General features: G+C 61.6%; 13 protein-coding genes. 7 read left to right on the top strand and 6 right to left on the bottom strand.

Annotation, left to right across the window (positions count from 1 at the left end):
- Positions 1-120: 120 nt before the first annotated feature.
- Positions 121-978: a glycoside hydrolase family 16 protein gene (locus tag ASD52_RS09685; RefSeq protein ID WP_234907998.1), complete on the bottom strand. Its 858-nt coding sequence runs from the start codon at positions 976-978 to the stop codon at positions 121-123.
- 138 nt (positions 979-1,116) lie between these two features.
- Here ASD52_RS09685 and ASD52_RS09680 point away from each other — a divergent pair, with 138 nt between their 5' ends.
- The 4 genes from ASD52_RS09680 to ASD52_RS09665 all read left to right on the top strand — a co-directional run bounded on the left by ASD52_RS09680 (position 1,117) and on the right by ASD52_RS09665 (position 5,720).
- On the top strand, positions 1,117-2,565 hold the full coding sequence (locus ASD52_RS09680; RefSeq protein WP_025428343.1) for a hypothetical protein: 1,449 nt from the start codon (positions 1,117-1,119) through the stop codon (positions 2,563-2,565).
- A complete protein-coding gene (locus tag ASD52_RS09675; protein ID WP_057224019.1) occupies positions 2,562-3,845 on the top strand; it encodes a polysaccharide pyruvyl transferase family protein in 1,284 nt (427 codons plus the stop codon). The genes ASD52_RS09680 and ASD52_RS09675 overlap by 4 nt, the downstream gene beginning before the upstream one ends.
- A 270-nt stretch (positions 3,846-4,115) precedes the next feature.
- Positions 4,116-4,784: a Crp/Fnr family transcriptional regulator gene (locus ASD52_RS09670; RefSeq protein ID WP_025428341.1), complete on the top strand. Its 669-nt coding sequence runs from the start codon at positions 4,116-4,118 to the stop codon at positions 4,782-4,784.
- Between the two features lie 273 nt (positions 4,785-5,057).
- Positions 5,058-5,720 carry a response regulator transcription factor gene (locus ASD52_RS09665; RefSeq protein WP_025428340.1) on the top strand — a complete coding sequence of 221 codons (663 nt, stop codon included), beginning with the start codon at positions 5,058-5,060 and terminating at the stop codon, positions 5,718-5,720.
- A gap of 227 nt (positions 5,721-5,947) precedes the next feature.
- Here ASD52_RS09665 and ASD52_RS09660 read toward each other — a convergent pair whose 3' ends face one another.
- The 4 genes from ASD52_RS09660 to ASD52_RS09645 form a co-directional block, all read right to left on the bottom strand.
- Positions 5,948-6,499, bottom strand: coding sequence for a DUF922 domain-containing protein (locus ASD52_RS09660; protein ID WP_234908000.1), 552 nt, complete (start codon positions 6,497-6,499; stop codon positions 5,948-5,950).
- 222 nt (positions 6,500-6,721) lie between these two features.
- Positions 6,722-9,874, bottom strand: a complete 3,153-nt coding sequence (locus tag ASD52_RS09655) for an efflux RND transporter permease subunit (RefSeq protein WP_057224084.1) — start codon at positions 9,872-9,874, stop codon at positions 6,722-6,724.
- Positions 9,875-9,900: 26 nt separating this feature from the next.
- Positions 9,901-11,010: an efflux RND transporter periplasmic adaptor subunit gene (locus ASD52_RS09650; RefSeq protein WP_057224017.1), complete on the bottom strand. Its 1,110-nt coding sequence runs from the start codon at positions 11,008-11,010 to the stop codon at positions 9,901-9,903.
- Positions 11,011-11,119: 109 nt separating this feature from the next.
- The gene (locus ASD52_RS09645) at positions 11,120-11,728 is read right to left on the bottom strand and encodes a TetR family transcriptional regulator (RefSeq protein WP_025428336.1); all 609 of its coding nucleotides are present in this window, start codon (positions 11,726-11,728) and stop codon (positions 11,120-11,122) included.
- Between the two features lie 219 nt (positions 11,729-11,947).
- Between ASD52_RS09645 and ASD52_RS09640 the strand changes: the two genes are divergently transcribed.
- The gene (locus ASD52_RS09640) at positions 11,948-12,916 is read left to right on the top strand and encodes a DUF808 domain-containing protein (RefSeq protein ID WP_025428335.1); all 969 of its coding nucleotides are present in this window, start codon (positions 11,948-11,950) and stop codon (positions 12,914-12,916) included.
- Positions 12,917-13,013: 97 nt separating this feature from the next.
- Here the strand turns inward: ASD52_RS09640 and ASD52_RS09635 are convergent, their stop codons facing one another.
- Positions 13,014-13,775, bottom strand: coding sequence for a L,D-transpeptidase (locus tag ASD52_RS09635; RefSeq protein ID WP_038577748.1), 762 nt, complete (start codon positions 13,773-13,775; stop codon positions 13,014-13,016).
- A 108-nt stretch (positions 13,776-13,883) separates the two neighbouring features.
- Here ASD52_RS09635 and ASD52_RS09630 point away from each other — a divergent pair, with 108 nt between their 5' ends.
- Positions 13,884-14,546, top strand: a complete 663-nt coding sequence (locus ASD52_RS09630) for a response regulator transcription factor (protein ID WP_057207531.1) — start codon at positions 13,884-13,886, stop codon at positions 14,544-14,546.
- Positions 14,546-15,901, top strand: a complete 1,356-nt coding sequence (locus ASD52_RS09625) for an ATP-binding protein (protein ID WP_057207530.1) — start codon at positions 14,546-14,548, stop codon at positions 15,899-15,901. Before ASD52_RS09630 ends, ASD52_RS09625 begins: the two co-directional genes overlap by 1 nt.
- Positions 15,902-16,149 lie beyond the last annotated feature (248 nt).

The following is a 16,149-nucleotide window of genomic DNA, read 5'->3' as shown; positions in this document are numbered from 1 at the left end:
GCGCCCGATAGGCGGCCGGAATCGTGTTCCATCTCTTTGTTTTCGCAGGATTTTTCGAGGTCGCCTGCCGCGCCGACCCTGGCGGATCAAACGCGGTGAAAACGACCTGGCGAGGGGCGCCTATTGAAGGTCGTATGCCCTGACATAATCGATGAACATGTGGGATGGGTCCGGCGCCTGATCGGCGGTTTTTTCGACGAGCGCGAGGTTGAGCAGCACGTACATCGGCTGCCGGTGCTCAGGCCGCGTTTCGGCCTTCCACACGAGTTTCCGGTCAAAGTACATCCGGATGAATTCGGAATCGATCTTCACCCCATAGGTATGAAAATCCTGGGGGTCGGCGTCGCGAAATACCTCGATCCGACTGAATTGGGAATCGTCCTTGTCATCGCGATGCCAGACATGGATGACAGAGGAGTATCCTTCCGGCTTGTCACCGTAGAATTCCATCACGTCTATCTCGGCCGTCGACTTCGAGCGGTCCTTGCCGATCAGCCAGAATGCGGGCCATACGCCCGGACCGACCGGCAAACGCGCACGCATTTCGAAATAGCCGTATTGCTGGGCAAAGCCATTGCCCTTGGCGTCCACCGAGGCGAGCAGGCCTGACTGCCAGTCACCTTCCGGGTCGCGCTTGGCCTCGATCCTCAGAATGCCGTTTTCAGTCTTAAACGGCGAGCGCTCACCGGGGTTGGCAAAGCGGGCGCCACCAAAATCCCCCGACCACGGCGTATGCGCGATCCAGCGGGTGCCGGGCCCCCAGGCGGACACGCTCAGATCATCGAAGGTCTCGTCAAAGGTCAGCGGCATGTCGTCGACAGGAAGCTCGTCGCCCGTGTCGCCGGCCGTGTACCCATCGGCATGGGTCGCCGACACAAGCATCATCAGCCACAGGCAGCCGACGACAGGCCGGACGAAAAGCCGAACTGGCAGGCGGCGTGCCCAATACGGGCGAACTTCGCGAACAGATGGGGTCATGGTGCAAACTAACGCGGGGCGCTACCGCGGGTCCATTACCGATTCAGGCCGCGGCTTTATGCGAAAGGCTTAGCCGGAGGCGTAAATACGCAACATGCCCCCTTTGATAGGATCGTTTCAGCAACTGGAACTGGTGGCATGAGCTTTGAACTGATCGGCTTCGTTACCGTGCTTGTGGGGTTGGGCGTGCTGATGGCGCCCATCCACTGGGCGTTGACGTTCATGGTCGTCTCAACCGCTCTCGGCTCTGCCGCTGCCATCGGCCTTCCGGCACTTGGCGGCGCATCCATCCTCGTTCCAAATGTTTTCCTGCTGTTCTTCGGCCTCAGGGTCCTGATGGCCTATGGCGAAGGTCCGGTGCTGGCGGCCTTCGTGCCTGCCGGTGCCGGCTTCTGGCTGATGGTGCTCACCCTTTTCGGCGTGCTGACGGCGATCCTGTCGCCTCGCCTGTTCCAGGGCGCCGTCGACGTGATGACGGTCGAGCGATCTGTTGGTGCGAGAAGCTTCATATCGCTGTCACCGCTGCGGTTTTCGTCCAACAACATAACGCAGGCCGTCTATGCACTCGGCGGACTTGCCTGCTTCGGATTCTGCCATGCCTATCTGCGCCGGACGGCCGCGCCGTCGCACCTCGTCCACGCCATCCTCATTGCCGCCACCGTCAACCTCGCCTTCGCCGCGGCCGACATCCTCACTTATTTCTCCGGCACCGAGTATCTGCTGAGCGTGGTACGGACGGCCAACTACGCCCTCCTGACCGCCGCGGAAAAAGGTGGGTTGAAACGGATTTCCGGATCGTTCCCCGAGGCGTCGGCCTTTGCCGACTACACCTTGATCCTGTTTGCCGCGACCGCGAGCCTCTGGCTCGACCGGGTGCGCTCACGGGCGACAGCCCTCCTGGCGATCGCCTCGCTTGCCGGCCTGGTGTTTTCGACTTCTGCCACAGCACTGCTCGGGTTGGCCGTGGTCTTCCCGTTTCTCTGGATACGTTCGATTGTGACGGTCTTCGAACGGAGAAAGCCCGGACGTCCGGTGTTTCTCGCCGCCCTCTTCCTGGTCGTACCGCTCGTCATCCTCACGGTCGTCAACTTGTTCCCGGAGGTGGTGTCGACTGTTTACGATTTTCTCGATGAGATGCTGCTGTCAAAGGCCGACAGCCAGTCCGGCCGCGAGCGCGCGATGTGGAACGCCGCCGCCTATGAGGCGTTCGTCAACACCTCCGGCATGGGGGCCGGCCTGGGGAGCGCCCGCGCCTCCAGCTATCTACTGGTTCTGCTCTCGAATGTCGGGGTCCTTGGGCTCGCCATCTTCTGGGTCTTCGTCGCGGCCATTCTGTGCGCTCGCGCGGCACCAGACGCCGGGCGGCGGGCGGAAAGCCTTGCCGCGCTTCGGGCGGCAAAGGCCGGCTTTATCGCGGCCCTGAGCACCGCTCTCGTATCGGGCACCGTCTATGATCTGGGCCTGATGTTCTACATTCTCGCCGGCAGCGCGTCGGCGCTGACATGCCGGCAAATCGCCGAGGCAGAAGCGCCACGACCGCGACTGGTTGGTGCGACAAGCCCGCGCCGTATGGGAGGCTCCCGATGAAAATCGTCATCTTTAACGTCAAATACAGCGAAAACCTTGGTGACGGCATTCTGGCGCAGTGCCTGGAGATTGCGCTGGCGCGCGGGGCCAAGGGGCTGGAGGTCAAGACGATCGATCTCGCCGGCAGGACGGCATTCGGCACCGGCGGTGGCGGGCGCCGCCGACTGTTGCTGAAGGTACTGCAAGCGCTGCCGTCATTCGCGCGTCGGCTGGTCGTAAGACAGGCGCTTGGCCCGACACTCCGTCGATTGCAGGTCGAATGGCAAAAGGAGATTGACGCCGCGGATGCGGTCGTCATCGGCGGGGGAAACCTGTTTCAGGACGACGACCTGAACTTCCCGCTGAAAGTCGGTGCAGCACTCGATTGTATCAACCGCAGCGGCAAGCCGCTGGCGGTCTATGCCGTCGGCACCAGCCGGGACTGGTCGTCGCAGGCAAGGCAACTTTTCGGCATGATCGATGAGAGCCAAGTCGTCCACATTTCGGTCCGTGATACTATCGCCGGCCGCAACTGGCTCGGCCATTTTCCATCCGGCCCGCACGCCCGGATACTGCCCGATCCCGGGCTGCTCGTCCGGGAAATCGTCGCGTGCCACGCGCTTGCGCCACTGAAGGCAGATGACCGGGCAATCGGCATCTGCGTCACCGACCCGCTCATTCTGCGCCGACATTCCAGCCATGGCTCGACTGGAACTCCTTTTCGGCATGCCGACGACTATCACCAACTGCTAAGCCTGATGCTCGACGCCGGATATCGGATCTGCCTCTTCACCAATGGAGCCCAGGAAGACCAGGCCTTTGCGCGGCGCATTCTCGGCGGTGACGGTCTCGCCGATCACATCGACAGCGGTGATCTCTACCTCGCCCCTCGTCCCAAAACGCCCGAGGAACTGATCCACATCATCGCATCGACGCAGGTGATACTGGCACATCGCCTTCACGCCTGCATCGCCGCCTATTCCCTCGGCGTGCCGCAGGTCGGTCTCGGCTGGGATGCGAAAGTCGAAGGCTTCTTCCAGTTCGTTGGCCGACCGGAGTATTTTGCCAACGGACCCGACATCTCCGCTCGCGATGTGGCCTCCTTGCTTGAAGAGGCAGCCCGCAAGGGCATCGATCCCGCGGCCCATGCCTCGATACTCAATCAAGCCCGCAACGGCATCTCGCAGCTGCGAGAGTGCCTGGAGGCTCACCAAAACCGCAGCGCAAGCCCGACGATTCAGCCGGTGGCTGTGCCAAGCGGCAGAGCCTTATCCGGCTATGCGTTGTCGCACGGTCTCTAACCGTAACGGGTCACACAGTGTTGATCGCGCGGTGATCGGCACCTTAGTGGTCCAAAACCCAAATGCTTCAGCTAATTAGGACCGGTACCCACCCGGCCGGATTAAGCTCATATCGATGTGATTTCCCGCCATTACTAATCCTCTTGGGTAATATTCCTAACCACCGGTTGTTTGCTATATACTTAAGTACAATCGAATGGACCGAAGAGAGAGTGCGCCTTTATGGTGGGGCAACTTGGGGCATTTATAGGATCGTCACGGTTTAGAGAATTGTCGAGTTTCGACACGGATCAGCAGAGGTCCGAACTCTCCGTGGCGCGAAAACGGGTATTCCCGGCGGGCTCGATACTGTTCGAGCCCGAAGGTCGATCGTGCGTCCTGTTCTTCATCTCCGGCTGGTGCGTCAGCCGGAAGATTCTGGCAAATGGCACCCGCATCGTCATCGATTTCATGCTGCGCGGAGATATGCTCTGGACCCTGTCGTCGGAAATGACGCAGGAGACAATCCAGGCGCTGTCCGACGTTGCCGTCTACGAGTTCGCGGTGCCTCCCGGCACCGGCGGCCCCAATCTGTCGCAGAGAATCCAGCAGAACTTCGTGCACGAGATGCTCAAGCGCCAGGTCAGGATGACCGAGCGGCTGGCAAACATTGCACGCCGCGACGCACTGGAGCGTACCGGGCATCTCTTGCTCGAGCTCGCAGTCCGCGCAGGTAGACCCGACAGGCTGGGATTTGACGGTTTCGATTGCCCGCTGACGCAGTCCGACATCGGCGACGCCGTCGGCCTGTCGACCGTGCACATCAATCGCGTTCTGAAGGAGATGAGGTTGAAGGGATTGTTGTCGTTCAGGAATGGCATCGTCGAATTTCTCGATCGCAGACGCCTGGCCGAATTGGTGGACTTCGATCCGGGCTATCTCAGCACGAATTCCGGTTGATTCATTGCGAGGGCTTTAACCTGTGTTAATGCGCACCGACAATATATGTGATCTGATTACCAAAATATAAGAAGAAAATACGAGAGGACCCTGAGGGAATATCAACACCAATACTTGTATCTAGAATATTTACACCTAACAAAATAAGAATAAAAAGGAGAAAATTCAATGGATATTCGTACAGCAACAATTGCAAGAACCTCCACGACGCGACCGACATCCCTCCCAAGCGTACTGGAACAGCGTCTTCCCCAAAGTCTGGCGGGTTCGGATATGACCGATCAGGAGGAAGATCTCGACTACATCCTGCTCATCGACCCTCGTGCTCTCGACCGGGAGTGCCTGTCGAAAAGCCTGACGGGCTATGACCCCGGGCTGACGATCGTCACAGTCGGATCCTTTGACGAGTGGCGCGGCCGCAAATTGCAGACAGACCCTTCCGCCGTTCTTCTCATCGTCGGCGGCGGCAAAGTGGGTGACCTTGCCGTCTGCGAAAAGATCGAAACTCTGGTTGAGAAGTTCAAATATAGCCCAGTGATCGTGGTTGCCGAAACGGATGAACTCGGCCAAATTCTCAAGGCATTGGAATGCGGTGCCCGTGGCTACATTCCAAGCAATGTCGGCATCAATGTCGCCGCCGAAGCGATTGCGCTGGCGCGCGCCGGTGGCGTCTTCGTTCCGGCAAGCAGCATCCTGACGATGAGAGAGGCAATAAATTCGGTCGTGAATGGCGCCCGTTGCTCCGACAGCCTGTTCACGCCTCGGGAAATCGAAGTCGCCGAAGCCTTGCGCCGTGGAAAGGCAAACAAGATCATCGCCTATGAGATGGATCTGTGTGAAAGCACCGTGAAGGTTCACATTAGAAACATCATGAAAAAGCTGAACGCGACCAACCGCACCGAGGTCGCCTACAAGATCAGAGAATTCATGAAGTAAGCCGCCGATAGCAAACGAACCGGCAGACGTTGCGAATAACGAAGGCTCCGGCAGGCGTGTTTTTGATCACGGCCTGCTGACCGTGGTTCGCGATCGGCTGACTCGTCTCCTATATCCGGCATCTGGCCGATATGGGCCGGCATGTGTAGTTTCGAGATGCGCCCCGGCAAGAGATTGTCGGGGATGCCGTTGCGGCGCACGAAATGGCGCATGCCCGTGAGCCTCGGTCAACGGCTTCCGGCACCATTGACGAGATTGAGAATGAGTTGGTGGATATTGCCGCCATCACTGAGTTCGACGCGGTCGAAGTCCCGGCTTCTCTGGCGTTGAGCAACAGACAGCTCGCCGAGCCGCCTCGTCAGCTCAGTCCTGATCTTGCGGCAGTTGGGGTCTGCGTCTACCGAGAGCCCGACTGATGTGGTCTCGATCGCCTTCACCAGATCCTTGATGTAGTCACCGTGAACAAGCTCGTGCTTGCGAACGCCTGCGAAAAAGGTTTCCCAGTTCTCTACCATGGCCCCCTGCAGCGGCTTCGACGGCTTCGGCAGCGTATAGGTGATGATGAGCTTCGGCTTGGCCGAAACGAGCGTGCAGGCGTTGCCTTGCGGCTCGTATTTCCGGGTCCAGGTCAGCTTGAAGTCCGTGTGAGCGATGGCCCGAACCAGCCCGCCGACCTTTGGCCCCCGCTCGCCGATCGACGCATAAAGCTCGGCGCCGGTCTGCCCCGAGATCGCATAGGTGCGGACCTTTTCCACCGCCTGCCATTCCGCATGCGCCATGCACGGCAACGAAAATGCGCAAACCATCGTACTGCAGAAGAAAACGCTTCGCTTCACCCGAATCCCCTGGAAGGCACCTGAACGCGGGCGACCCTACTGCATAATTTCTTGATCGGCATCGATTTATCGAGAAAGGCGGCCGCACAATCGCGCGACCGCCTTCAATCGATAGAGCGCTCCGGGGGCGCCGAGCTGGTAGCTGCTATGGCGGCGCCGTCAGCGCTACTCGGCAGCAACCGCAGGCGGATAGATCATCGGCGCCGCAGGCTCGGCCTTGCCCGCTTCAACGGATTCCGGTTCTGATGTCTGCTTCTTCGGCTCCCGGCCGAAGAAGAGCGCGTAACCGGCCGGCAGCACCAGAATTGTCAGAACGGTGGCGACAAGGATGCCGCCCATCATCGCATAGGCCAAGGGCCCCCAGAAGACGCCGCGCGAGATCGGGATCAGCGCCAGAACCGCGGTCAGTGCCGTCAGCGTGATCGGACGGAACCTGCGCACGGCCGAGCCGATGATAGCTTCGGAGCGATCCATGCCCGCGGCAATGTCCTGATCGATCTGGTCCACCAGGATGATCGAGTTGCGCATGATGATGCCGAGCAACGCGATAACCCCGAGGATGGCGACGAAGCCGAAGGGGGCGCCGCTGATCAGCAGCGCCGCCGCCGCCCCGATTATGCCGAGCGGACCGGTTGCCAGAACCAGCATCGCCTTGCCGAAATGCTGCAGCTGGACCATCAAGAGCACGACGATGACCGCCAGCATGATCGGCGCCTTGGCGGCGATCGAACCCTGGCTTTCGGCCGCGTCTTCGGCGCCGCCCTGGATGCTGATGCTGTATCCGGGCGAAAGACCATCGCGCAGCGTCTGCATGTCGCCATACATCTTCAACGCCACATCGTTCGGCTGCACGCCGTCGGGCAAGGTGCCGCGAACGGTAATCGTCGGCAGCCGGTCCCTGCGCCATTCGATGCCTTGCTCGAGCACGGGCACGACCTTGGCCACCTGAGACAACGGAACGAAGCTGCCGAAATCGGTCGGGATGTAGACGGATTCCACCGACGAGAGCAGCGCACGGGTCGCATCCGGCTCACGGGCGACGATCGAGACCGTCTCCTCGCCATCACGGAAGTTGTCGAGCGGCACGCCGGACATGGTGGCCTGCAGCATCTGCCGGACGCGCTGCGAGGTGACGCCGAGCGCACGGGCGCGATCCTGGTCGATGACCAGCTTCATTGCCGTCACCGGCTCCAGCCAATCGTCGTGCACGGCACCGAGCTGCGGGTTTTCGGCGAACTTCGCCTTCACCTGATCGGCGATGCGGCGCACCTCCTGGCGATCCGGCCCCATGACGCGCATCTGTACCGGCCAGCCGGTCGGCGGGCCGAGGAAAAGGCGATCGACCTTGGAGCGGATCGACGGGAAATCCTCGGCAAGGATCTTGCGCAGCTTGACGATCAGCCGTTCGCGCGCCGGCTCGTCATTGGCCATGACGAGGAGCTGGGCGAAGTTCGGATTGCGCAATTGCTGGTCGAGCGGCAGGAAGAAGCGCGGCGCGCCCTCGCCGATATAGGTCGCGATGAAGCGTTTGTCCGCATCGTCGATCATCCGCGCTTCGAGCGCCTTGGCCTCACTTTCGACTTGCTTGATGCTGGTGCCTTCCGGCAGCCAGAGATCGACGAGGATTTCCGGACGGGAGGATTGCGGGAAGAAGTTCTTGGGTATGAACTGGAACGCCCACAGGCTGACGAAGAAGGCGACAAGCGTCATCGACAGCACGATGATGCGATGGTGAACCGCCCAGGAGACCGTCGAGCGCAGCCGCCGATAGAAGCGAGTGTCGAAGACATCGTGATGGCCGCCGGCATGGGAGCGCTGCTTCAGGATCATGTTGCCGAGCCAGGGCGTGAAGTAGACGGCGACGAACCACGAGACCACCAGCGCGATGCCGACGACGTAGAACAGCGAGCGGACATATTCGCCCGCCGTCGAGGCGGCAAAACCGACCGGGATGAAGCCGGCGGTGGTAATCAGCGTGCCCGTTAGCATCGGGAAGGCCGTCGAAGAATAGGCGAAGCTTGCTGCCTCGACCTTGATCAGCCCCTCCTCCAGCTTGCGCTCCATCATCTCGACAACAATCATCGCGTCATCGACCAGGAGCCCGAGAGCGATGATCAGCGCCCCGAGCGAGATGCGCTGCAGGTCAATGCCAAGCTCGTACATGATGGCAAAGGTCGCCGCCAGCACCAGCGGAATGGTGATGGCGATCACCAGGCCGGAGCGCCAGCCGATCGACAGGAACGAGACAACAAGCACGATCACCAGCGCCTCGCCGAGTGCCTTCATGAATTCCCCAACGGCCTCCTTGACCACTTCCGGCTGGTTGGAGATCTGATCGACGACCATGCCGTAGGGCAAGGCCGCCTCGAAACGCTGATAGGTCTCTTCGACGGCCGTACCGACATCGGTCACCTTGAAGCCCTTGGCCATCACCACGCCGATCTGCACGCTGTCCTGACCGTTGAAGCGGAACTTGCGAGAATAGGGATCCTCCAGGCCCGAGGAGACGGTGGCGATATCGCCGAGGCGGGTGACCTGCCCACCGGCCGTCAGGCTGAGGTTGCGCAGATCCTCGACCTTGTCGAGGCCGCCCTCGACGGAAATGCGCACGGAGCGCGAACCGGTATCGACCGAACCTGCGGGATCGACATTGTTCTGACCGGCGATGGTATTCCTGAGGTCGTTGAGCGTCAGCCCGCGCGCAGCCAACACCTTGGAAGAAACGTCGATATAGATCTTTTCGGGTTGATCGCCGAGGATCACCGCCTTCTCGACGCCGGGTGTCGTCAGCAGCATGTCGCGCGCCTGGATCGCGAACTTCTTCAGTTCGGGATAGCTGTAACCGTCGCCGCTCAATGAATGCAGCGTGATGAAGGTGTCGCCGAACTCGTCGTTGAAATAGGGCCCGTGCAGCCCTTCCGGCAGCTCACTGGCGATATCACCGACTTTCTTGCGGACCTGATAGAACGCGTCGGCCACCTGCTGGGCATTCGTGTCACCCTCGACCTGCAGGGTGATGATCGCGCTTCCGGCGCGGGTATAGGAGCGCACGAAATCGAGATGCGGGGTTTCCTGCAGCTTGCGCTCGATCTTGTTGACGACCTGATCCTCCATCTCCTGGATCGAGGCGCCCGGCCAGAAAGCCTGCACGACCATGACGCGGAAGGTGAAGTCCGGATCTTCCTTCTGCCCCATCCGCATCAAACCGAGCGCGCCGGTGATGATGATCAGGCCGAACAGGAACCGCGCGATACTGGGATGGGCGATCGCCCAGCGCGAAAGATTGAAAGGCCGTTTTTCTTCTGACGGTAGGGACATCGGCATCATTCCGCGGTTGGGTTGGTTCAGCGCACGATTTCGGCGGCTGCGGTCTTGTCGGTCGCGGCGGACTGGCGGGCGATATCGCCCGATATCGCAACCTTCAGGTCTTCGGTCATGAACTGCGTGCCGGCGGCAACGATCAGATCGCCGCGCTTCAGCCCGTCGACCACGCGCACGCCCTCGCCGGTAAAGTCGGCAACGGTGATCGTCCTGCTCTTCACGGTCTCGCTGTCACGGTCGACGACCCACACCGTTGTTTCACCGTCCTTCTGAGCCAAAGCGCTCAAGGGCACGGACATGTGGCGCTCGGCGTCATCAGCCGAAGCCAGGATGGTTGCGGTCATGCCGAGCAGAATGCGCGGATCGTTGGGCAGACTGACGCGCACGGCAAAAGTTCGCGACGGCTGTTCGGCACTGCCCGCGACCTCGCGCACCTTGCCGTCGAGGATCAGGCCCTGATCGGACCAGAAGCCGGCCTTTACCGCCATGCCCGGTTTGAAATTGGCGACATCGACTTCCGGGACGGCGATGAGCACTTCCTTCTCGCCGTCGACGGCGACGGTGGCGACAGGCGTGCCGGAGCCGACCACCTGTCCGACATCGGCAGCAATTGCAGCGACGATGCCGCTACGGTCAGCAACCAGTTCGGTATAGGTCACCTGGTTCTTCGCCTGGGACAGCGCCGAGCTTGCGGCATCGCGCGTTGCCACGGCCTGGTTATGGCTGAGTGTTGCCTGGTCGAGCTGCGCCTGGGAGGCGACTTTCCGGGCAAAGAGTTGTTCGGCGCGTGCGCGAACCAATGCGGTCGTCTCGACCTGGCGCTCGGCGGCCTCAAGGTTCGCGGCCGCACTCTTGACTGAAAGATCATAGTCCGTCGCATCGATGCGGGCGAGCGGATCGCCGGACTTCACCCGGTCGCCGACATTCACCAGGCGCTGGGTGATCTTGCCGTTGATGCGAAAGCCGAGGTTCATTTCCGTTCGGGCACGCACGACACCGGAATAGTTCATCTGCCGCGCTTGTCCGGCATCGCTGATCTCGACCACCTTGACCGGCCGCAAGACCGGCTTGGCTTCCTCCTGCTCCTGCGAGCAGGCTGCCAGCACCAGGGACATCGCGGCAAGAAGAGCCATCCTTGCGCTCAACGCGAAACGGCTACGGGTTTGAACGGGCATAGACATTTCCGCACTCCTCGGCGGCATCAGCCACACGGTACACATCGGGGGCCGCTACCCGGCCTGGTCAGTTTTTCAGTGCCTTGATCGCAAATTCGATCAGTTCATCCGGCGTCGCCCGATTTTCCTTCGAGAGACATTGAGCCACCATCTGCGGGTGGCAGAGGATCACGGTCGCGGCGCCGAAACATCTGGAGGCCGCGTCGGCGTCCTGCTCGGGGAATTCGCCCGCAAGAATACCTTCGCGGATCACATCGGCGACAAGGGCATGCAGACGATCGATGTGCTTGTCGATCACGTGCCAGTCGCGTTCCATCGCGATGACGACCATCTCATGCACCTTCTGGTCGTCGAGCATGACCTCCACCGTCATTTGATGCTGTGCGCGGATATATTGCCGCAAGCGCTCGGTCGCGCTCAGCGGCTGCCGGCAGATGTCCAGAGCCTGCTGATAGCTGGCAGCCAGCATGCGGCCGCAGATCGCCTGATGGATCTCCGCCTTCGAAGCGAAGAAACGGTAGATATTGGCGGGCGACATGCCGAGATCGCGGGCGATGTCGGCCACATTGGTCTTCGAATAGCCGAAATGCCGAAACAGCCGCTCGGCCGCATCCAGGATCCGCGAGACGTTTTCCTGACGCGTCGCGTCCAGCTGGCTGTCGATGCTGTCATCCATGTAAGTCCGCTTTCGATTTACGACTGACGATTTTCATATTTCGTCAGTCGTAAATCGAAAGCGTTCCTACGTCAACCGAAACGAGCCACTTTTCGCCTCACGTTATGGTGTCCGCTCGCCAGAGAATTTGCATGTCGTTGACTCGGCACGCGGCGGTGGTTACTGCCGAATCCTGGAGCACCCGCCCCATGGAATTTCAGCGCAAAGGGTTCGCGTTCAATGGCTACTGGTCTCATCGCCCTGCTCGACGACGTTGCCGCCATCGCCAAAATGGCGGCCGCCTCGCTTGACGACGTCGCCGCACAGACCGCAAAGGCCGGCGCAAAAGCAGCAGGCGTGGTCATCGACGACGCAGCCGTGACGCCGCGCTACGTCGTCGGGCTGACACCGGAACGCGAACTGCCGATCATCGGCCGCATTGCGCTCGGCTCGCTCAAGAACAAGATCCTGTTCCTGTTGCCCGGTGCACTGCTGCTCGGCTACTTCGCCCCCTGGGCGATCACCCCGCTGTTGATGCTGGGCGGCATCTACCTCTGCTACGAGGGCGCCGAGAAACTTTATGGCGTCTTCTTTCCGCACGCGGCCCATGAGCACGAAACCGCCGTGCTCGGAGAAAAGACCGATCCCGTCGCGCTTGAAAACGAGAAGGTCGCCGGCGCCGTGCGCACCGATTTCATCCTGTCGGCCGAGATCATGGCGCTCACGCTCTCAACCGTCGCCGATGCCAGCATCTATATGCAGGGCGTGGTGCTTGCCGCGGTCGGCATCGCCATTACGCTTGCCGTCTATGGCGTCGTCGGCCTGATCGTCAAAGCCGACGATGCGGGCGTCGCGCTGGCCAAGACCTCCGTATCGGCGCTACGCGCCATCGGCCGCGGCCTGGTCGTCGGCATGCCGATCTTTCTGAAGGTTCTCGCCGCCATCGGCACTGCGGCGATGCTCTGGGTCGGCGGCAGCATTCTCGTCCACGGCCTTGCCCAGATGGGATATGCCGGCCCGGAACACATCATCCACGACATCTCCGAAGCCGTGGTCCACGCGCTCCCAGTTGCCCCGGGTCTGATCGGCTGGATTGCCACGTCGGCGCAGCAGGCCCTGCTGGCGATCGTCGTCGGCGCTGCAACCATCGCCGTCATGGGCAACATCGTCGCGCCGATCTGGGGACGACTGAGACCTGCGAGCCACTGACCTCGCATCATTGGCGCCGCCACGCTCTGGCCCTGCCCGGGCCAGAGACATGCATGTTCCCTAATCGGTCGATATTGACCGACCGGACAAGCCGCGATCAGCTCGTGGCGAGATGCGCCTTCGACGGATCGGGAATGACGACGATCGGGCTACCGTCTCGGACCTGAGCGTGCAGATAGACCACATCCTGGTTGAGCATGCGGATGCACCCGGACGAGACGGCCTTGCCGATCGACCGTGCCTCGGGACTGCCATGGATGCGGTAGAGCGTGTCCTTGCCGTCCTTATGGATATAGAGCGCCCGCGCGCCCAAAGGGTTCTTCAGGCCCGGCCCCATGCCGCCGTTCTTGATGCTGTAGGGCTCGAGCCTCGGCTGCCGCGCCACCATTTCGTCGGGCGGCGTCCAGCGCGGCCATTTCCGTTTATAGGCGACCACCGCCCGCCCGGACCAGGCAAAACCCTCGCGGCCGACACCGATGCCATAGCGCATGGCGCGCTGGCCGGGCAACACGTGGTAGAGGTGTTTCGCCGGCGTATCGACGATGATCGTGCCCGGCCGCTCCTGTGTCGGATAGTCGACTTCCTGGCGCCAGAACTTCGGATCGACCTGGGAGACATCGACCGCGGGAATGGGAAATTGCTCATCCGGCATCGCGTAGTACATCGGCGGAACGGTGCCCTTGGGCGGCGGCGTCATCTCGACCACCGTCGGCTTCGGTGTCGGGCGCGCGGTTGCTGCACAACCTGAAAGCAGGATGGCCGTCGCGCCAACGAAAAGGCTGCGGCGCGTCAGCGAGCCGCCGGATCGCAAATAGGTTCTGGCTGATGGTAACGGGTTCAGTTCATCTATATCGGACATTCATCGACTCGGGGCTTGTTACGATGACGCCCAAAGGAATGCGCTACCTTAAGGCTGCCTTAAGGGAGGTGCTAAACAACCGCCGTCGGTTAATTCGTGGAGACCTAAGTGCGGGTACTGATTGTCGAAGACGATGACATTTTGCGCGACGGGCTGAAGGTCGGCTTGGCGCTCGCCGGTTTTACCACCGATGCCGTCGCCACCCGGGAGAGCGCCGACGCGGCGCTGGCCGCAGGCAAGTTCGACGCCGTCGTCCTCGATCTAATGCTGCCGGACGGCTCCGGTGCGGACGTGCTGAAAAAACTGCGCGACGCACGCAACGACACGCCGGTCCTGCTCTTGACCGCTCGCGACACGGTCGCCGATCGCGTCAGCGGGCTGGACATGGGCGCCGACGACTATCTCGGTAAACCCTTTGACCTCGATGAGGTGGCAGCACGGTTGCGCGCGCTCGCGCGCCGATCCGCCGGTCGATCGACCGCCTTCATCGAATGGTCGACGATCCGGCTCGATCCAGCCCGGCAATCGGTGGAAAAGGCAGGCGCGCCGGTCCGGCTCTCGCGTCGGGAATATTCCATCCTGCATGCGCTGATGTCGCAGCCGGGCGCGATCTTTTCGAAGGCGACGCTGGAGGACAAGCTTTACGGCTGGCAGGAAGAGGTCGAAAGCAACGCGGTCGAGGTGCATATCCATCACCTGCGCAACAAGCTCGGCCCTGGCCTGATCGAAACCGTCAGGGGCATCGGCTACCGGCTCGGCAGCAACATCTGATGCGATCGATCCGCGCACGCCTCTTCTTCATATTGCTCGTCACCACCGGGCTCATGTGGCTTTCGGCCACCCTGTGGATCTTCTTCAGCACCCGCGCCGAGGTCGAGCAGGTGCTCGACGCCCGACTGATGGAGGCGGCGAAGATGGTCAGCTCGCTTGTGGTCAACCAGGAGATCGACCCGGATAAGCCGGCGCAGACGAAGGCAAAGATCCCGGTGCTCGAGCACCCGCATTACGACCGGCAGCTTTCTTGCCAGATCTGGTCGCTGGACGGCACCCTGATCGGCAAGTCGGAAAGCGCGCCGGAGACGACGCTGTCGGCGCATGCGACCGGCCTTTCCGAGACGGTGATCAATGGCGAAACCTGGCGGGTCTACGCGGTCGAGAATGCCGAGCTTGGCGTGCGCGTGCTCGTCGGCGACAACCTGCGCATCCGCGACAGGCTGGTCAACGACGTCGTCAAAGGCCTGCTCTTTCCGGCCCTCCTGATCATACCGCTGCTGGCGACCCTGATCTGGCTGAGCGTCGGGCGTGGTCTGGCACCGCTCAGAAAACTGGCGGGCGATCTTGCCGCCCGCGACGCCTCGGACCTGCACCCGATCAAGGAGACCGCAACACCGAGCGAGATCAGTCCCGTGCTTCGCGCATTGAACGGTCTCTTCGGCCGCGTCGCCGGCGCACGTCAGCGCGAGCAGAATTTTATCGCCTTTGCCGCCCATGAACTTAGAACGCCGCTTGCCGGGCTGAAAACCCAGGCTCAGGTGGCGCTGGCGAGCAACGATGCCGAAATCCGCGAAAAGGCTCTCGGCCAGATTGTTGCTGGTGTTGACCGCACCGGACGGCTCGTCCGGCAGTTGCTCGACATCGCGTCGGTCGAAGCGTCGGAAACGGCGCGCACTGTGGCCGAGGTCAATCCCGGCGAGATGCTGGTTTCGCTCAGGAGCGAACTGCTTGGCCATGCCGGCAGTGCCGCGACGGTTGTCGTCGACCCCAGTCTTTGCAAGCTGCAGGTCAGGACCAATTCGGATCTGCTGCGACTTGCCGCCCGCAATCTGATGGAAAATGCGCTCCATCACTCGCCGGCCGGCGGAACGATCCTCTGCTGGCTTGAAAGCGACGACGGAACGACCACGATTGCGATCGATGACGATGGCCCGGGCATTCCGCCGGAGGAGATGCCCCACGTCACCGAGCGTTTCTTCCGCGGACGCTTCAAGGCCGCGATCGGCAGCGGCCTCGGCCTGAGCATCGCCGAACTCGCGCTCGATCACGCGGGCGCCGCGTTGGTTTTGCGAAACAAGGTCGGGGGTGGATTGTCCGCCAGGATCGTCCTGCCCAAACACCTCATCGCGTGAGCATAGTCGGCGCACGTCGCGTGATATTGGTGCGTTCAGAATTCTGCAACGAGTCGTAAGCGAGCCATTATGGACAAGCGCATTGAAGCCTTCCTCGCCGATATTCGCGACCGCGGCGACACACAGTTCGCGATTGTTTCGCGGCTGCGCGAGATCGCATTGGCGTCCGGGGCGGGCATTTCGGAAGAGATCAAATATGGCGGCCTGCTGTTTTCCGCCGCGCGACCGTTCTGCGGCATATTTCCGTA

This window comes from Ensifer sp. Root142 (genome assembly GCF_001426785.1).
Taxonomy (GTDB): Bacteria; Pseudomonadota; Alphaproteobacteria; order Rhizobiales; family Rhizobiaceae; genus Ensifer; species Ensifer canadensis.
This window is presented reverse-complemented; position numbering and strand designations above follow the sequence as displayed.

Excerpts from the sequence above, each read along its gene's own strand:
- ASD52_RS09685 (WP_234907998.1), bottom strand. The coding sequence starts at position 978 with ATGACCCCATCTGTTCGCGAAGTTCGCCCGTATTGGGCACGCCGCCTG.
- ASD52_RS09680 (WP_025428343.1), top strand. The coding sequence starts at position 1,117 with ATGAGCTTTGAACTGATCGGCTTCGTTACCGTGCTTGTGGGGTTGGGC.
- ASD52_RS09675 (WP_057224019.1), top strand. The coding sequence starts at position 2,562 with ATGAAAATCGTCATCTTTAACGTCAAATACAGCGAAAACCTTGGTGAC.
- ASD52_RS09665 (WP_025428340.1), top strand. The coding sequence starts at position 5,058 with ATGACCGATCAGGAGGAAGATCTCGACTACATCCTGCTCATCGACCCT.
- ASD52_RS09660 (WP_234908000.1), bottom strand. The coding sequence starts at position 6,499 with ATGGCGCATGCGGAATGGCAGGCGGTGGAAAAGGTCCGCACCTATGCG.
- ASD52_RS09655 (WP_057224084.1), bottom strand. The coding sequence starts at position 9,874 with ATGTCCCTACCGTCAGAAGAAAAACGGCCTTTCAATCTTTCGCGCTGG.
- ASD52_RS09650 (WP_057224017.1), bottom strand. The coding sequence starts at position 11,010 with ATGGCTCTTCTTGCCGCGATGTCCCTGGTGCTGGCAGCCTGCTCGCAG.
- ASD52_RS09645 (WP_025428336.1), bottom strand. The coding sequence starts at position 11,728 with ATGGATGACAGCATCGACAGCCAGCTGGACGCGACGCGTCAGGAAAAC.
- ASD52_RS09640 (WP_025428335.1), top strand. The coding sequence starts at position 11,948 with ATGGCTACTGGTCTCATCGCCCTGCTCGACGACGTTGCCGCCATCGCC.
- ASD52_RS09635 (WP_038577748.1), bottom strand. The coding sequence starts at position 13,775 with ATGTCCGATATAGATGAACTGAACCCGTTACCATCAGCCAGAACCTAT.
- ASD52_RS09625 (WP_057207530.1), top strand. The coding sequence starts at position 14,546 with ATGCGATCGATCCGCGCACGCCTCTTCTTCATATTGCTCGTCACCACC.